General features: G+C 52.6%; 14 protein-coding genes. 1 reads left to right on the forward strand and 13 read right to left on the reverse strand.

The window, feature by feature from the left end:
• Nucleotides 1-4: 4 nt before the first annotated feature.
• The 11 genes from ABLU88_RS18135 to ABLU88_RS18185 form a co-directional block, all read right to left on the reverse strand.
• Nucleotides 5-955 (reverse strand): ABC transporter, encoded by a 951-nt coding sequence (locus tag ABLU88_RS18135; protein WP_348837474.1) that lies wholly within the window; start codon nucleotides 953-955, stop codon nucleotides 5-7.
• Nucleotides 956-957: 2 nt separating this feature from the next.
• A complete protein-coding gene (locus ABLU88_RS18140; RefSeq protein ID WP_128334998.1) occupies nucleotides 958-1,626 on the reverse strand; it encodes a DsbA family protein in 669 nt (222 codons plus the stop codon).
• 70 nt (nucleotides 1,627-1,696) lie between these two features.
• Nucleotides 1,697-1,903 (reverse strand): DUF4762 family protein, encoded by a 207-nt coding sequence (locus ABLU88_RS18145; RefSeq protein WP_014226573.1) that lies wholly within the window; start codon nucleotides 1,901-1,903, stop codon nucleotides 1,697-1,699.
• 104 nt (nucleotides 1,904-2,007) lie between these two features.
• Nucleotides 2,008-2,679: a transcriptional regulator gene (locus ABLU88_RS18150; protein WP_014226574.1), complete on the reverse strand. Its 672-nt coding sequence runs from the start codon at nucleotides 2,677-2,679 to the stop codon at nucleotides 2,008-2,010.
• Nucleotides 2,680-2,701: 22 nt separating this feature from the next.
• Nucleotides 2,702-3,250, reverse strand: a complete 549-nt coding sequence (locus tag ABLU88_RS18155) for a fimbrial protein (protein ID WP_348837477.1) — start codon at nucleotides 3,248-3,250, stop codon at nucleotides 2,702-2,704.
• Nucleotides 3,251-3,259: 9 nt separating this feature from the next.
• The gene (locus tag ABLU88_RS18160; RefSeq protein ID WP_348837480.1) at nucleotides 3,260-4,312 is read right to left on the reverse strand and encodes a fimbrial protein; all 1,053 of its coding nucleotides are present in this window, start codon (nucleotides 4,310-4,312) and stop codon (nucleotides 3,260-3,262) included.
• A complete protein-coding gene (locus tag ABLU88_RS18165) occupies nucleotides 4,312-4,941 on the reverse strand; it encodes a fimbrial protein (protein WP_348837529.1) in 630 nt (209 codons plus the stop codon). Before ABLU88_RS18165 ends, ABLU88_RS18160 begins: the two co-directional genes overlap by 1 nt.
• 18 nt (nucleotides 4,942-4,959) lie before the next feature.
• Entirely contained in the window at nucleotides 4,960-5,703 is a 744-nt protein-coding gene (locus tag ABLU88_RS18170) for a molecular chaperone (protein ID WP_348837483.1), read from the reverse strand.
• 25 nt (nucleotides 5,704-5,728) lie between these two features.
• A complete protein-coding gene (locus ABLU88_RS18175) occupies nucleotides 5,729-8,197 on the reverse strand; it encodes a fimbria/pilus outer membrane usher protein (protein ID WP_004853590.1) in 2,469 nt (822 codons plus the stop codon).
• A gap of 75 nt (nucleotides 8,198-8,272) precedes the next feature.
• Complete coding sequence (locus ABLU88_RS18180) at nucleotides 8,273-8,827, reverse strand: fimbrial protein (protein ID WP_348837486.1); 555 nt, start codon at nucleotides 8,825-8,827, stop codon at nucleotides 8,273-8,275.
• 79 nt (nucleotides 8,828-8,906) lie between these two features.
• Nucleotides 8,907-9,446, reverse strand: coding sequence for a fimbrial protein (locus ABLU88_RS18185; protein ID WP_004124241.1), 540 nt, complete (start codon nucleotides 9,444-9,446; stop codon nucleotides 8,907-8,909).
• Between the two features lie 717 nt (nucleotides 9,447-10,163).
• Here ABLU88_RS18185 and mutS point away from each other — a divergent pair.
• A complete protein-coding gene (mutS, locus tag ABLU88_RS18190; protein ID WP_348837490.1) occupies nucleotides 10,164-12,725 on the forward strand; it encodes a DNA mismatch repair protein MutS in 2,562 nt (853 codons plus the stop codon).
• 119 nt (nucleotides 12,726-12,844) lie between these two features.
• On the opposite strand, the gene ABLU88_RS18195 is transcribed toward mutS, so the two are convergent.
• Both ABLU88_RS18195 and ABLU88_RS18200 read right to left on the reverse strand, forming a co-directional pair.
• Nucleotides 12,845-12,997, reverse strand: coding sequence for a Hok/Gef family protein (locus ABLU88_RS18195; protein WP_009651623.1), 153 nt, complete (start codon nucleotides 12,995-12,997; stop codon nucleotides 12,845-12,847).
• Between the two features lie 338 nt (nucleotides 12,998-13,335).
• Nucleotides 13,336-13,572: a non-oxidative hydroxyarylic acid decarboxylases subunit D gene (locus tag ABLU88_RS18200; RefSeq protein ID WP_004853596.1), complete on the reverse strand. Its 237-nt coding sequence runs from the start codon at nucleotides 13,570-13,572 to the stop codon at nucleotides 13,336-13,338.
• Nucleotides 13,573-13,578: the final 6 nt, after the last annotated feature.

Raw genomic sequence — 13,578 nt, forward strand, 5'->3', positions numbered from 1 at the left:
TGCATCAGTGATTAATAAAATAGAGCGAATGGCTGTGCCACAAAAGCCAATCCTGCGGATAATCGCGCAGGGTGTTTTCAATAATCGGCGGCAGATTGGCCGCGACCTCTTTTGGCGACAGCGGGGAATAGATTTTTATTTTTATCCCGTGCTGATAATAGAGGTGATAAAAAACCACCTTCGCCGATACGATGCGAGAAAATCGCTGTACTCCGCTATGTAATTTCGCCGGGCGGCCAAATAGCCGGCAGCTTATTTTCCCGGACTGCGCTTCCGGGGTCTGCACGGTGTAATCGGCAGGAATGTCGGGGAAAATAATCATATTTTCCCGCCCTGCCGATACATTAGTCATTAACGCCATAAGCTCGCTAGCCAGCGATGTATTATCCTGGTGGATTGAGCAATAAGAGAGCGCGACGCCGCCCATTTTACGGCTGGCGACGGTGTAGCTTTCCGCGCTGGAAGAGACCACTACGCTGGCTTTGCCCGGCGTCACGCCGGCTCCGACCATCGCCGCTAAGATATCGGAAACGCAGTGCAGCGGCGCAAGGACGACCGGCGTCTTTTGCGCCGCCAGGGGAGCGACAACGGCGTCAAGCTCTCGCGTGCATGCCTGCATCTGGGCCAGGGTGGCCGGGTGCTGTCCCCAGGTCGCCCCTATCTCCAGCAGCTGGCGGCGCATGGCTATCCATCCGGCATCGATTCGGCCCTCGACGCCCGTCAGGCAGCGGTAGTTTTGCGTCGCCACGGCAGTGCGGCCACGGTACTGTCTGCCCAGCAGCCGCAGCCGACACAGCGCGCGAATCGCCAGCAGCAGCAGCGGCATCGGGGTAAAACGCATGACTCTACGCACCGCTTTTTGGCCGTAGCCGGTAAGAGGCCGGTAGCGCCAGCTCAGCTGCGCGGACCATTTTCTTACGCTGAAGAGGCTCCAGACGATGAGAAAGCGCGCCACGCTTACTCCTTATCCTGGGTTAACAGCTGGCGCAAATAGTCGGCAAATTCAGGAAACTGACGATCCTTCGCCACTACGTATTTCTTATTCACAATAAACAGCGGCGTCGCGTTAATGTCATAAAGCTCGGTGATTTTCGCCATATATTCCAGACGTTCGGCCACGGCCTGACTTTGGCGTAGCTGATGGTATTTATCGACATCAATACTATTCTTTTTCAGCCAGCCATTAAGCGTTTCCTCATCGGCTAAATTAACCCCGCGGGTCATTACCGCGTTAAATGCCTGGTCGCGCGTCTGGCGCTCAATACCCATAACTTCAAGGGTCGCAAAAACCGGCGCAAAGACCGCCAGGCCGTTATTCTCGCCAGTAATATGGATAACTTCAAAAGTGCTATCCGCGGGTAGCGTGGCGGCGAATTTTTCGATCTCTTCCTCGTTCGATGCGCAGTAGTGACAGCCATAGGACATCACTTCAATAATGCTTTTCTCATTTTTTATTGGGCTACTGGCAACGGTTGCGCTGTCAATTTCCCGCAGGGCGGAAGGCTGACTGCTATCCAGTGAAAATGTATTAAACACAAATATGTGATAGCACAGCACGGTAATTAGCGACGAAATTAACGCCACCAGAAACGTATAGCCAACGGCGGTAATAGGTTTTATCTTCATTTGATACCAGGCTCGTGAAAATAGCGGAGAAATACATGGAGGGTTCCCCCTCCATGTATCACATCAGTGATTAATAACGGGCGCTATTTGGCACGACGCACATGCTGTCCGGCGCATCTTTCATGCTAACGGTTGAACCGTGCTTATCCGTACAGGTGGTCACTTGTTTACAGGTAGAAACACCGCCAACGACCACTGTCTCGTAAGAGCTTGTGCAAGTTTCTTTGCAGCAGCCGCCAATAATAGTTGACGCTTCAATCATACTTAATTTTTGCATTTGTTAGATCCTTAACTATTTATATTGAAATGTATTTTTCTTACACTTACCTACTGGCTTAGCTCTCTGCCAGTAATTCTGTCGATGTTAGACTTTGTACGCTGTTATACGCAGGGGGTGGCGACGATACATTTGAAAATATTAAACAGCTCTACGTTATTTTTAGCATTTAACTTTTTCATCAGGCCCCGTTTGCAGCGGCTCAGTCGACGAACATCAATTTTTTGCTCAGAGGAAATTTGCGACAATGACTTCCCTTTGAATATTTCTTCCATTAACCACCAGTCATCGCTGGAGATACTGTTATTAAAATCCCGGGCTAACCACTTCTGTCGGGTATAATTAATTAGCGAGCGGCTATAAAATATTTTCTTTGCCACCATCGAATCAGCGCCTTCAATGAATTTGAAAAAATTCTCCAGCGATTCATTTTTTAATAACCAGCTCGCCTCCGGGAGCAGCGAATGCAGTGCAAAAAACAGAGAAATATTATTTTCTCCTAATAAAATCACCAGCTGCTGATTTTCCCGGCAGTAGTACTCTTTAATGGTGTATAGCGCATTAAAGCGTTCGTCCGGCAAACTGTCGACATCGCAGAGCACCCAGCGCAGCTCCTCTTTCTGCTTCGGCAGACGCAGCGTATTAATCAGCTGAGAGAACTGGTCGAGCCTTGAGAAAGCGCAGTCGCCGTCATGCGCGGCAAGATCGTCAACCAAAGAACGTACGCCTTCTGAGAAAAAGATATTTTTATCGTAGAGAAAGAAACGGCGGCTCATTTATCATCATCCTTGATCTATTCTACTGGTAATTAAGGGTGTAATACGCTGTTGCCTGGAAGGCACCGGTCTGCAAGGTTTTGTTACTCAAGGCGTCCGGTTCCCCTTCAACAAAAGCTTTAAAATTTAACTGCATGGTGGCATCGGAAATGGCGACCGCGGTTGTTGGCGTATTGAGTGAAATCGCCGTGCCGTTACTCTCTTCAAAACCAATGCCAATACCGCTGGCGGAATTTGGCGCTACCGGCGTAATCGCCAGACGGTCGCTCATATTGGCATTTTCCGTCCCGCTAAAGGTTACGGTAACGGAATTAAAAACATCGGTACTGCAATCCTTAAGCTCAATCACAAACGCTTTGGGCTGTGATTTGCTCTCCGCATAGAGCGTACGGGTTGAAATCTGGCCAAAATCCACGGCGATATTTTTGGATGAAGGAACGATACTGCAGCCATGGGCCGCGACGGTGCCTTTGAAGGTTAAGTCGCCGCCGATCAGTTCCCCGCTGGCGTACGCCGGCGCGGCCGCCGACAGTAAGCCCAGAAGTACCATAGATGCGATAAATTGACGCATGCTGCCCCCTTACTGAAACTCAGCGACCACGGTGGCCGATGCCTGGAAATCCCCTTCGAGAACATTGGTCCCGGCATTGGCAATCGGCGCGGCGGTCAGATTCCAGGTTCCCTGATTATTATTAAAACCCGGCACGTCATAAAATCTATTCGCGGCCACTAAACTACCGCCTGAATCTTTCAGAATAATGCCAAGATTGGATCGATCGACGGCGCCGGTGGTCCCTAAATAATCGCTATTAAAACTGGCGGTATTGGCCTGCTGAATACCCAGACGAATATTTAAATTACCGTTCGCGAAACTTCCCCCTTCGCACTTCACCTGAATCGGCACGGGCCGGCTGTAATTATTGCCATTTAGCAGCGAACCCGAACTGGGGATGGTATCAAAATCAACGACGATCGGTGTACCTGAGTTGACAATGCATTTATCCGGAACGGTAATGACCCCGGAATTAATCGAGACAATCGACATTGGAGTGCTGCCCATTCCTGAGCTATAGTTCCCCAGGCGGCCGTAAAGCTTGGCGATTTCTGTACCCAACAGGTTAACGCCGTTGACAATAGGCTTAGTAATCATAAACGTTACCCGCCCCTTGGCGCCGGACTCAAAGTTATTAAATTGGGTGGTTGGCGGAACGCATTTATTCTGAAAGGCGTTATTCGATTCATTATAAAAAGGTACCGCAAAATAATCCATGCGCTGACCACGGATATAAATTTCAATTTTAACATCCATATAATCATTGAGCTTTAAATAGCCCGGCGCGCTTCCCTGCTGCATCAGCGAGGCGGTCGCAGAGTAATAAATCGCCTGATTTTCCATGGAAATGGTACAGCTGGCTATACCAGAATATTGCCCGCCCAATGAAAATTCATAAGGAATCGTTGCCCCTATGCTGTTATTGGTAATATCCTGATTGACCACGTCAATATTATACATTTTAGGTCCGCCGACCGGCGTGATTTCCCCTTCAATCGCCGCGCTGGCGTCAAGGGATAATAAGCCGCCGCAGAGTAAAAGCGTGACGCAAGATTTTCGCCCGATAACCATCGTCGTCATCAGAGATACTCCATTTTTAAACGTAGCAGTCCGCTAAAGTTGCCCGCGGTCACGTTTCGTCCGGTTGACTCCAGCACGGCAATAAACGTCAGGCTGCTATCGCCGGTTTTCACAATAAACGGCGGCTGCGTTTGATTAATATCCAGCGCCCGTTCTTTGACATCCAGCAGGCGAATACCGGCTCCTGAGGTGCTGCCGGTCAGGCGCAGCAGCTGGCGATTATGTTCATCCGATTCGCCGATAAAAGTGAGCTGAACCGCCTGCTCGCCGGTGGTGTAGAGATGCTTGCTGTTGCCCGTCGTCCGTGAGGCGATGCTGTCGCGCGCCTGCGAGGCGCCTTTCAGGCAATCTCTGAGTTCGACGCGAACCAGCACCGGCTGGCTCCTGTCGCCGGCCTGATGAAAACGGCGGGCGCTGATTTCACCCATCTCGATAATCTGCAGGCGGCTCTGCGGCGCCAGCACGCAAGGCGAGGCATAAACGGAGCCATTGAATATCACGTTACCGCCATCTTCCCCCTGATGATCCCGGTTATAGTGCTGTGGCTGTAGCGGAATATCAGCGTCGGCCAGCGCTGGCATACTGATACCGAATACAAACAGTGCTAATAGCGATAGACGCGTTTTCATCATCAGGTTCCTCTTTAATTACCCTTGCTGCGATGGCGGCAGCGCTTTACAGGTATTTCCTTCACAGCGATATTTCAGCTCCGGATGACCGCCATAATCATTCACATACATCATGGCGAAATCTCGCACGCTGCCGTCGGTTACGCTGAATTCCATGCTCGACTTCGGCGCAATCATAATCCCCGGAAACTTAGTGATTTTTTCACCCTTAACGCGGGACAAGCTAATAATGGTGATGTAATAGGGCGTCGGGTTTTGCGCGGTCATCTTATTGCCGCTCTTTTGAAAGACGACCTGGTCCTGCCAAATCTCGCTTTTGCTTTTGGGAATAATGGCCGTCGGGCGGTAAAATAATTTAATCCGCGACTGCATGGCTAACTGCAGGACATTCGCTTTATCCGGCTTGGGCGGGATTTCGCGCACGCTTAAATAAAACAGGCTTTCCCGATCCTGCGGCAGCTGGTTAATACCGTCAGTTTTGGTGACCCGAGCCACCCCTTTTTGCCCGCCGTTAATCCGCTGTAAAGGCGGCAGCACCACCAGCGGAGAGGTAATCTTGTTGCCCTTGCTGTCCTCAACCCACGATTGCGCGAGGAAAGGAATATCCGGGCTGGTGTTGGTTAAATTCGCGCTCGCCGAGCTGTCTTTACCGGTGATGATAAGACGCGTGCGATCCAGCGAAACCCCTGCCTGAGCGGTACCGCTTACCGCCGTCAGCATCACAACGCCCATCCAGCAGAATTTGTTGCTTGTTATGCTCATTTTTGGCCTTTTATTACTGTCACTGTCATTTACACGGCAATAGCGCGGCTGTCGAACGACGCACAATGGTCGGCGGGATGGCAATCTGGCACTGCTTTTTCCCGCTCCACACTACGCTTAGCAGCTCCTGAGGATTCACCCCCGCCAGCCATCCCTGGCCACCTTCCATAATCATGGAGACGCTCACGCCATCGCCGTTGATAACCTCCGCGCCGAACGGTGGATAGGTACCGTCAGCCAGGCGAATAATCCCCATCATTTTTTCTCCCTTCGCCATGCCAAAGGTCTGATAGCCAATGGCGCCTTCGGTCAGCGTGGCGGTGCTGATGGCTTTTGCCGGTTCGATGGATTCCGACATCGCATCGACATCAACACGGGTATCAAAGCTGTTGTAGCTCACGATGTCCGGAATAACGGCAATGCCGAAATTGTTGGTTCTTGATTTACCGTCATTGAGCGGAACGTCGCCGATACCGTTGGTATTCACCATCACGCGCGCCGTGTTGAGCGTCGCGCCGCTGTTGTGGATCGCCGCCCCGTGCCGGGTAGCGGTAAAGCCGCCGCGCAGGGTGCTGCTCAGGGAAACGTAGTGATCCTGCTGATAGCTGGCGTTGCTGTTGATTTCGGCATACTGCGAGCGGCGCTGATAGTAGCCGTCGACGTTGGCATAGCCGCTCTGGCTCGCCCCGGCACGCAGTCGCCACAGGTTGTTGTAGTCGCTGCTGTCGGTGTACGAGAGCATCGGGCTGGTTTTGCCGTTATTGGTCTGTACGTCGAGACCGCTCCATTTGCTATCGCCAACGGGAATGGAAAGCGAGAAAGCAATAGAGTCGTCTTTACGCCCTTCGTAATCGGAACGGTAGGCCGAAATATTGGTGGTGATCCCGCGAATATTACCGACGTTAAACGAGCGCCCTAACGAGATGCCGTAGCGATCCTGGCTGCTTCGATTCCAGTAATTCTGGTGGGTATAGGTCAGAAAGACGGTAGTCGCTTTGCCTGGCTCATCGGCCCAGAACGTTTTATTCCCGGTGATGGTATAGACTTCTTTTTCACGCCCAAGGCTGTCGTAACCCTCGTAACGCTCGTTGAGATATTGCGAGAAAGAGCGGAAATCTTCCTGAGAGAAGCGATAGCCGGCGAAGGTAATTGAACTGTTATATTCGTCGAACGTTTTCGCATAGCTCAGCTTAAACGAGGTGCCTTTAAGCCGCTTCTGGTTTGACTGCTGGCTGTAGGATTCGGTGGCGTCCAGCGAGAGTGCGCCCAGTACGCTGAGATCGCGACCAATACCGGCGGAGACCGCGGTATATTCCGCTCCTGCGCTTTGTAAACCACCGTACAGCGACCAGGCGTTGGTTATCCCCCAGGAGAAATCACCGGAAGCGAAACCTGGTCCCTGAATTTTATGGTTATAGCGGGACGGCGCGCCGACAGCCACGTTGTAGCGCACGTAGCCGGGACGCGTAAGGTAAGGAATGTTGGCGGTGTTAACCTGGAACGTCGAAATGGAACCGTCCTGCTCCTCCACCTGAACATCCAGCGTACCGCGCACCGAGCTGCGTAAATCCTGAATGTTAAACGGCCCGGCGGGAACCGTCGTTTCATAAATAATGCGCCCGCTCTGCTTCACCGTCACTTTGGCGTTGGTCTTGGCCAGGCCGCGAATTTCCGGCGCGTAGCCCTGCAGGTTTGGCGGCAGCTGACGCTCATCGCTGGCGAGATTAAGCCCGGTAAAGCGCACGGTGTCGAAGACCTGAGAATCAAGGTAGATCTCCCCTGCCGTCAGCTTTGCCGCCATCATCGGCAGCGGACGGTAGGCGTAGATCTGATTCATGTCGAAATCAAATTGATGCGTCGCGCTGTAATAGCTGGTCTGATATTCGCCGCGCAAACGCCAGCCGCCGAGGTTAAACCCGGTCTGGCCGTATCCGCTCAGGGTGGTGTAATCTTCATGCATATCAAGCTGGCGGGTATATTGCCCGGTCAGACTGTAGTCGAGCAAAAACCCACCGATGCCCTGGTCCCAGCGCTCCGGCGGCGTCCAGTTCGGATCGTTGTATTTCATCCACGCCTGCGGGACGGTGATGTCCAGCACCCCGGCGTAGTTGCTGAGCTTAGCCCCAGGAAGGCTCAGCAGGTCATAGCAATCGGCAAACGGCTGCGCGACCTTTTTCTGCGCTTCTTCTTTCAACGCCAATCTGGCAAGAATTTCGCCGTTAATGCAGGCCTGGGTATGCTTCTGGTCCTTAGAAGCCAGATAGCGAACCTTTTGCTGCCCGACCGCCTGGCCATTTATTTTAATATCTAATAAGTACTCGCCCGGCGGGACATAGTTGTCGGTGGCAAAACGGGTTAAATCGATATTGTCGCGATCGGCGGCATCCAGTACGTCGGTATTGAATTCCACGTCGGTTGAGGCACAAGCCATAGAAGCACAGCAGAAAAAAAGCATCTGAGAGAGGATTATTTTTATTTTTAGTTCTGCTGACATGACTATTCATCCCGAATCATTCAGTAAAATATCGTGCGCGGTAAACAAGCTACAACAGCAATAGCTGGCTTGCGTCTAGTTGTAATCCATATAAAAACGAGTGACGGCGTAAAAATCCCCAGCCTTAATATGTTGCTGAACCGGAACCAGCGAAGCGGTGAATTTCAGCGTATTATTCTCATCACTTAGCAGATATCCCGAGGAGGGTTCTCCAAAAGTTAAAAGTTCCCCACGGCGATCGCGAATCTGTATACCAAACCCCTTTCCTTCCCCATCCGGAATTAATACGGTCGGGTCCTGCGATGACGCATTGCCGGTAAAAGTAATCGTGGCATAAGCACCGGGCGTTGATTGATTTTCGCTGCCGTAAGATGCGCAGCCCACTAAGCGCACCAGAAAAGGCCGGACGAGCTTGCCTTCTTGATCCATATTAATATCGCGAGCGGATATGTTGCCGAAATCCACCCATAGCTCCCGCGAGCTGGGATCAATATCGCAGGCGGCAGCAACCAGCTCCCCCGAAAGCGCCAGCTGTCCGGGCGTAAAATTAGTACTCGAAGCATGTCCGGAAAAGAGTAATACCGATACGAATAGCGCCATCAGTCTCTTTTTCTCTGTATCCTTAACCATACTCAGAATTCCATATTATCGGGTACACCATCCAATATCGCGGGGAGAAACCTCCCCGCGAGCGATAACTCAAAATCGATTATTGATAATCGATAGTGAAATTGATCGTTGACTGGAATGCACCCGCGGTTACGGTAGTGGTTGAACCGCTCGCTGCCGCTTCCGCTTTCAGGAAGGCCACGAAAGGAATGGTGTTAGTACCATCGACCAGGGTGACCGGCGTGGTCTGCGCGCCCCAGGTCACAGTCTGGCTAGCGCTATCTTTCAGGCCGATACCTGCACCAGATGCGGTACCAGAAGTAAAGGCAGCCAGAGTAGGATCGTTCGGGTTAACCGAAGTCGGGGTATAGGAAACAACGGCGCTGCTGGCGATGGTGGTATCGCAGTACTGCAGCTCGATGTTTTTGGTTTCAGTTGCCTGACCACCGCCTTGCAGCAGGGAAACTGGAACCTGACCAAAATCAACGGTTACCGGGCTGGACGACGGCGCTAAACCACACGCGGTATTCACCAGCTCACCCTGAAGCTCAATCTGACCATTAGTGGTATCAGCCAGTGCAGACATTGAGCCGAGAGCAGCAGTTAATGCCACAGCCATAGCAACTTTATTCAGTTTCATAGAAAATTCCTGCGTTATAAATTTTTATCCTAAAGAGTAAGGAGCTATAAAATTGCTGAGTTATACTCTCATAACAATTTGCAGCCCTCCGCATCACCGAAAAATCCGTTTCAATAATTAGACTATTAATTAATATTAATAATTTAATTAAAGCCAGATCCCCTGGTCGACAAAAATACTAACAAATCATTTTTTAGGTAAAAAGAGATACATTTACAAAGGAATTAAAAAAAGATTTAACCTCGCGAACAATGCCACCATAGGAAATTAACTCGCAGAATGCTGAGATATATCCTAAAAACAAATTACGACAGGTAATTAATAGAGGATAAACGAAAGATGTTGATGGTAAGAGAATTGTAACATAGATCACATTTTATTAACAAAGACCCTTTTCTTCTATACGCAATAGTGAAAAGCAGGTGGAATAAGGGAAATAACGCGAAGCGTACGGCACCGGTGAAAAACGGATTTCTCTCCGTCTATACCATCGACCTGCATTCGCCAGTATAGCCTTTTTCCGCTGCGACCTCCCCCTCCGGCATACCGCCGCTGCTTCTTGTTTTCCTGACCTGAAGACTCCGTTATCATGCGGCTCATGAGTCAATAAACAGAAATGCACAGTTTCACGGGAACCGATGAGCGATAGCGCGACGTCATGAAAACAATAAACTCCGCTAACTCATTAAAACTTCAGAAAATGGACAGCAAAAACTGATGAGTACACTAGAGAATCTTGACGCCCACACCCCGATGATGCAGCAGTATCTCAAGCTGAAAGCCCAGCACCCGGAGATTCTGCTGTTTTACCGGATGGGTGATTTTTACGAACTGTTCTATGACGATGCGAAACGCGCATCGCAGCTGCTGGATATCTCGCTGACGAAGCGCGGCGCCTCCGCGGGCGAACCGATTCCGATGGCCGGGATCCCCCATCACGCGGTAGAGAACTATCTGGCTAAGCTGGTTAATCAGGGCGAGTCGGTGGCCATTTGCGAACAGATTGGCGATCCGGCAACCACCAAAGGGCCGGTTGAACGCAAAGTCGTCCGCATTGTGACCCCGGGTACCATCAGCGATGAAGCGCTGCTGCAGGAGCGCCAGGACAATCTGCTGGCCGCCATCTGGCAGGACAGTAAAGGTTTTGGCTACGCCACCCTCGATATCAGCTCCGGACGTTTTCGCCTGAGCGAACCCGCTGACCGCGAAACGATGGCGGCTGAGCTCCAGCGCACCAACCCCGCCGAGCTGCTGTACGCGGAGGATTTTGCCGAGTCGTCGCTGATTGAGGGCCGCCGCGGTCTGCGCCGCCGTCCGCAGTGGGAATTTGAAATCGACACCGCGCGCCAGCAGCTCAATCTCCAGTTCGGCACGCGCGATCTGGTTGGTTTCGGCGTTGAAAACGCCCCGCGCGGCCTGTGCGCCGCCGGCTGCCTGCTGCAGTACGTCAAAGATACCCAGCGCACGTCATTGCCGCATATCCGCTCCATCACGATGGAGCGCCAGCAGGACAGCATCATTATGGATGCGGCCACGCGCCGCAATCTGGAGATCACCCAGAACCTGGCCGGCGGCTTTGATAATACGCTGGCCTCGGTGCTCGACTGCACCGTGACCCCCATGGGCAGCCGTATGCTTAAGCGCTGGCTGCATATGCCGGCGCGCGACACCGCCGTGCTGGTAGAGCGTCAGCAGACCATCGGCGCGCTGCAGGAACATTACACCGAGCTGCAGCCGGTACTGCGCCAGGTCGGCGACCTCGAACGTATTCTGGCGCGCCTGGCGCTGCGCACCGCCCGCCCTCGCGATTTAGCCCGTATGCGTCACGCTTTCCAGCAGCTGCCGGCACTGCGCGCGATGCTGGGGGACGTCGACTGTGCGCCAGTACAGCGGCTCCGGGAAAAGATGGGGGAATTTAGCGAGCTGCGCGAACTGCTGGAACGGGCGATTATCGAGGCGCCGCCGGTACTGGTTCGCGACGGCGGCGTTATCGCCCCCGGCTATAACGCGGAACTCGATGAGTGGCGCGGCCTGGCCGATGGCGCGACCGATTACCTCGACAGACTGGAAGTTCGCGAGCGCGAGCGTCTGGGGCTGGACACGCTGAAGGTAGGCTACAACGCCGTCCACGGCTACTACATCCAGATTAGCCGCGGTCAGAGCCAGCATGCGCCGATCCACTACGTCCGTCGCCAGACCCTCAAGAACGCCGAGCGCTATATTATTCCTGAGCTGAAGGAGTATGAAGACAAAGTGCTGACCTCCAAAGGGAAGGCGCTGGCGCTGGAAAAGCAGCTGTACGATGAACTTTTCGATATGCTGCTGCCGCATCTTGGCGACCTGCAGCAGAGCGCCAGCGCGCTGGCGGAGCTCGATGTGCTGGTGAACCTCGCCGAGCGCGCGGAGACCCTCAACTACTGCTGCCCGACTTTTAGCGATAAGCCGGGTATTCGTATCAGCGAAGGCCGCCATCCGGTGGTTGAGCAGGTTCTGAAAGAGCCGTTCATCGCTAACCCGCTGCACCTCGCCCCGCAGCGGAGAATGCTGATTATCACAGGTCCGAATATGGGCGGTAAAAGTACCTATATGCGTCAGACCGCGCTGATCGCCCTGCTGGCGTATATCGGCAGCTACGTTCCGGCGGAAAAAGTCGATATCGGCCCCATCGATCGTATTTTCACCCGCGTCGGCGCGGCGGATGACCTGGCCAGCGGCCGCTCAACCTTTATGGTAGAGATGACCGAAACCGCCAATATTCTGCATAACGCCACCGAGCATAGCCTGGTGCTGATGGATGAAATCGGTCGTGGCACCTCGACCTACGATGGCCTGTCGCTGGCGTGGGCCTGCGCGGAAAATCTGGCGAACAAGATTAAGGCCCTGACCCTGTTTGCCACCCACTACTTCGAGCTGACCCAGCTGCCGGAGAAAATGGAAGGCGTGGCCAACGTCCATCTTGATGCTCTGGAGCACGGCGACACCATCGCCTTCATGCACAGCGTGCAGGATGGCGCGGCCAGTAAGAGCTACGGTCTGGCGGTTGCCGCGCTGGCCGGTGTGCCGAAAGAGGTGATTAAACGCGCGCGGCAGAAGCTGCGCGAGCTGGAAAGCATTGCGCCGAGCGCTGCCGCCACGCAGGTGGACGGTACCCAGATGTCGCTGCTTTCCGCTCCGGAAGAGACCTCGCCCGCGGTTGAAGCGCTGGAGAATCTTGACCCGGATTCGCTGACTCCGCGCCAGGCGCTGGAGTGGATCTATCGCCTGAAGAGCCTGGTGTAGTTCTCGTTTAACGTGAAAAAACGGCAGCGCCCTGCGGTGCTGCCGTTTTAACAAATGCAAACTGGGTGCGAGAGGATGCATCCTGACAACCAATACGCGGGGTTGCCCCCGCGCTGATGCTATTTCTTCGATTCGTAAGCGAGAACAGCTTTAAACTCCATACTACGCTCTTTAATACTGAGTTCGCACAGCGAGCTGCGCACCAAAAGCGTAAATCCCAGTACCGTAATACACAGTACGACGATTGCCACAAGGGCATATTTTGTTAGCATGTCTTGCCTCCCTGCAAAGAAGAGACTAACATCTGAATTGTTAGGGTTCATACGCCAGCCTCGGTTGATAGAAATATCTCCTGGGGCTTTCGTCTATCTGAATCCTTGTCAATGCTCAAAGCCAGATAGCCTCAAGCACCCGCCGCTATTCTATATTTTCCCGGCCGCGAAGCTTATCGGTAATTTATCAAACCCGTTGATTTTATTATAAACTGGAAGAAGGCTCGCAAACGTATCTGCTCTATTAACCTTTTTTGATATTTAAAAATTTAATGACTACAGATTTCTCATTGATTCATTAAATATAAAAAAGGCCCGACTGAGCGGGCCCGTTTATTTTATCGTTTATCCTCCGCCAGCAGCGGCGGAATATGCGGCACCATTGGCGCGTCATCGATATCCTTTTGGGTCATGCGGAACGCTTCCGGATAATGTTCCCGGCTGGTGCGGCGTAGCGGTTCAGTATTCCGCCAGGTGTAGAAACAGTGCTGGCACTGAAATACCGTCCAGACATCTTTTACCGGCGATGTTGCCAGCACTTCAATATGTTCATCGGCGCAGCGTGGACAAATCATCTTCTT

The organism is Klebsiella sp. GW_Kp182, from assembly GCF_040062275.1.
Lineage (GTDB): Bacteria > Pseudomonadota > Gammaproteobacteria > Enterobacterales > Enterobacteriaceae > Klebsiella > Klebsiella michiganensis.

Bases quoted from the DNA above. Each gene is read 5' to 3' on its own strand.
- ABLU88_RS18140 (WP_128334998.1), bottom strand. From the start codon at position 1,626: ATGAAGATAAAACCTATTACCGCCGTTGGCTATACGTTTCTGGTGGCG.
- ABLU88_RS18170 (WP_348837483.1), bottom strand. From the start codon at position 5,703: ATGAGCATAACAAGCAACAAATTCTGCTGGATGGGCGTTGTGATGCTG.
- mutS (WP_348837490.1), top strand. From the start codon at position 10,164: ATGAGTACACTAGAGAATCTTGACGCCCACACCCCGATGATGCAGCAG.
- ABLU88_RS18175 (WP_004853590.1), bottom strand. From the start codon at position 8,197: ATGTCAGCAGAACTAAAAATAAAAATAATCCTCTCTCAGATGCTTTTT.
- ABLU88_RS18145 (WP_014226573.1), bottom strand. From the start codon at position 1,903: ATGCAAAAATTAAGTATGATTGAAGCGTCAACTATTATTGGCGGCTGC.
- ABLU88_RS18180 (WP_348837486.1), bottom strand. From the start codon at position 8,827: ATGGTTAAGGATACAGAGAAAAAGAGACTGATGGCGCTATTCGTATCG.
- ABLU88_RS18165 (WP_348837529.1), bottom strand. From the start codon at position 4,941: ATGAAAACGCGTCTATCGCTATTAGCACTGTTTGTATTCGGTATCAGT.
- ABLU88_RS18155 (WP_348837477.1), bottom strand. From the start codon at position 3,250: ATGCGTCAATTTATCGCATCTATGGTACTTCTGGGCTTACTGTCGGCG.
- ABLU88_RS18200 (WP_004853596.1), bottom strand. From the start codon at position 13,572: ATGATTTGTCCACGCTGCGCCGATGAACATATTGAAGTGCTGGCAACA.
- ABLU88_RS18185 (WP_004124241.1), bottom strand. From the start codon at position 9,446: ATGAAACTGAATAAAGTTGCTATGGCTGTGGCATTAACTGCTGCTCTC.
- ABLU88_RS18150 (WP_014226574.1), bottom strand. From the start codon at position 2,679: ATGAGCCGCCGTTTCTTTCTCTACGATAAAAATATCTTTTTCTCAGAA.
- ABLU88_RS18195 (WP_009651623.1), bottom strand. From the start codon at position 12,997: ATGCTAACAAAATATGCCCTTGTGGCAATCGTCGTACTGTGTATTACG.
- ABLU88_RS18160 (WP_348837480.1), bottom strand. From the start codon at position 4,312: ATGACGACGATGGTTATCGGGCGAAAATCTTGCGTCACGCTTTTACTC.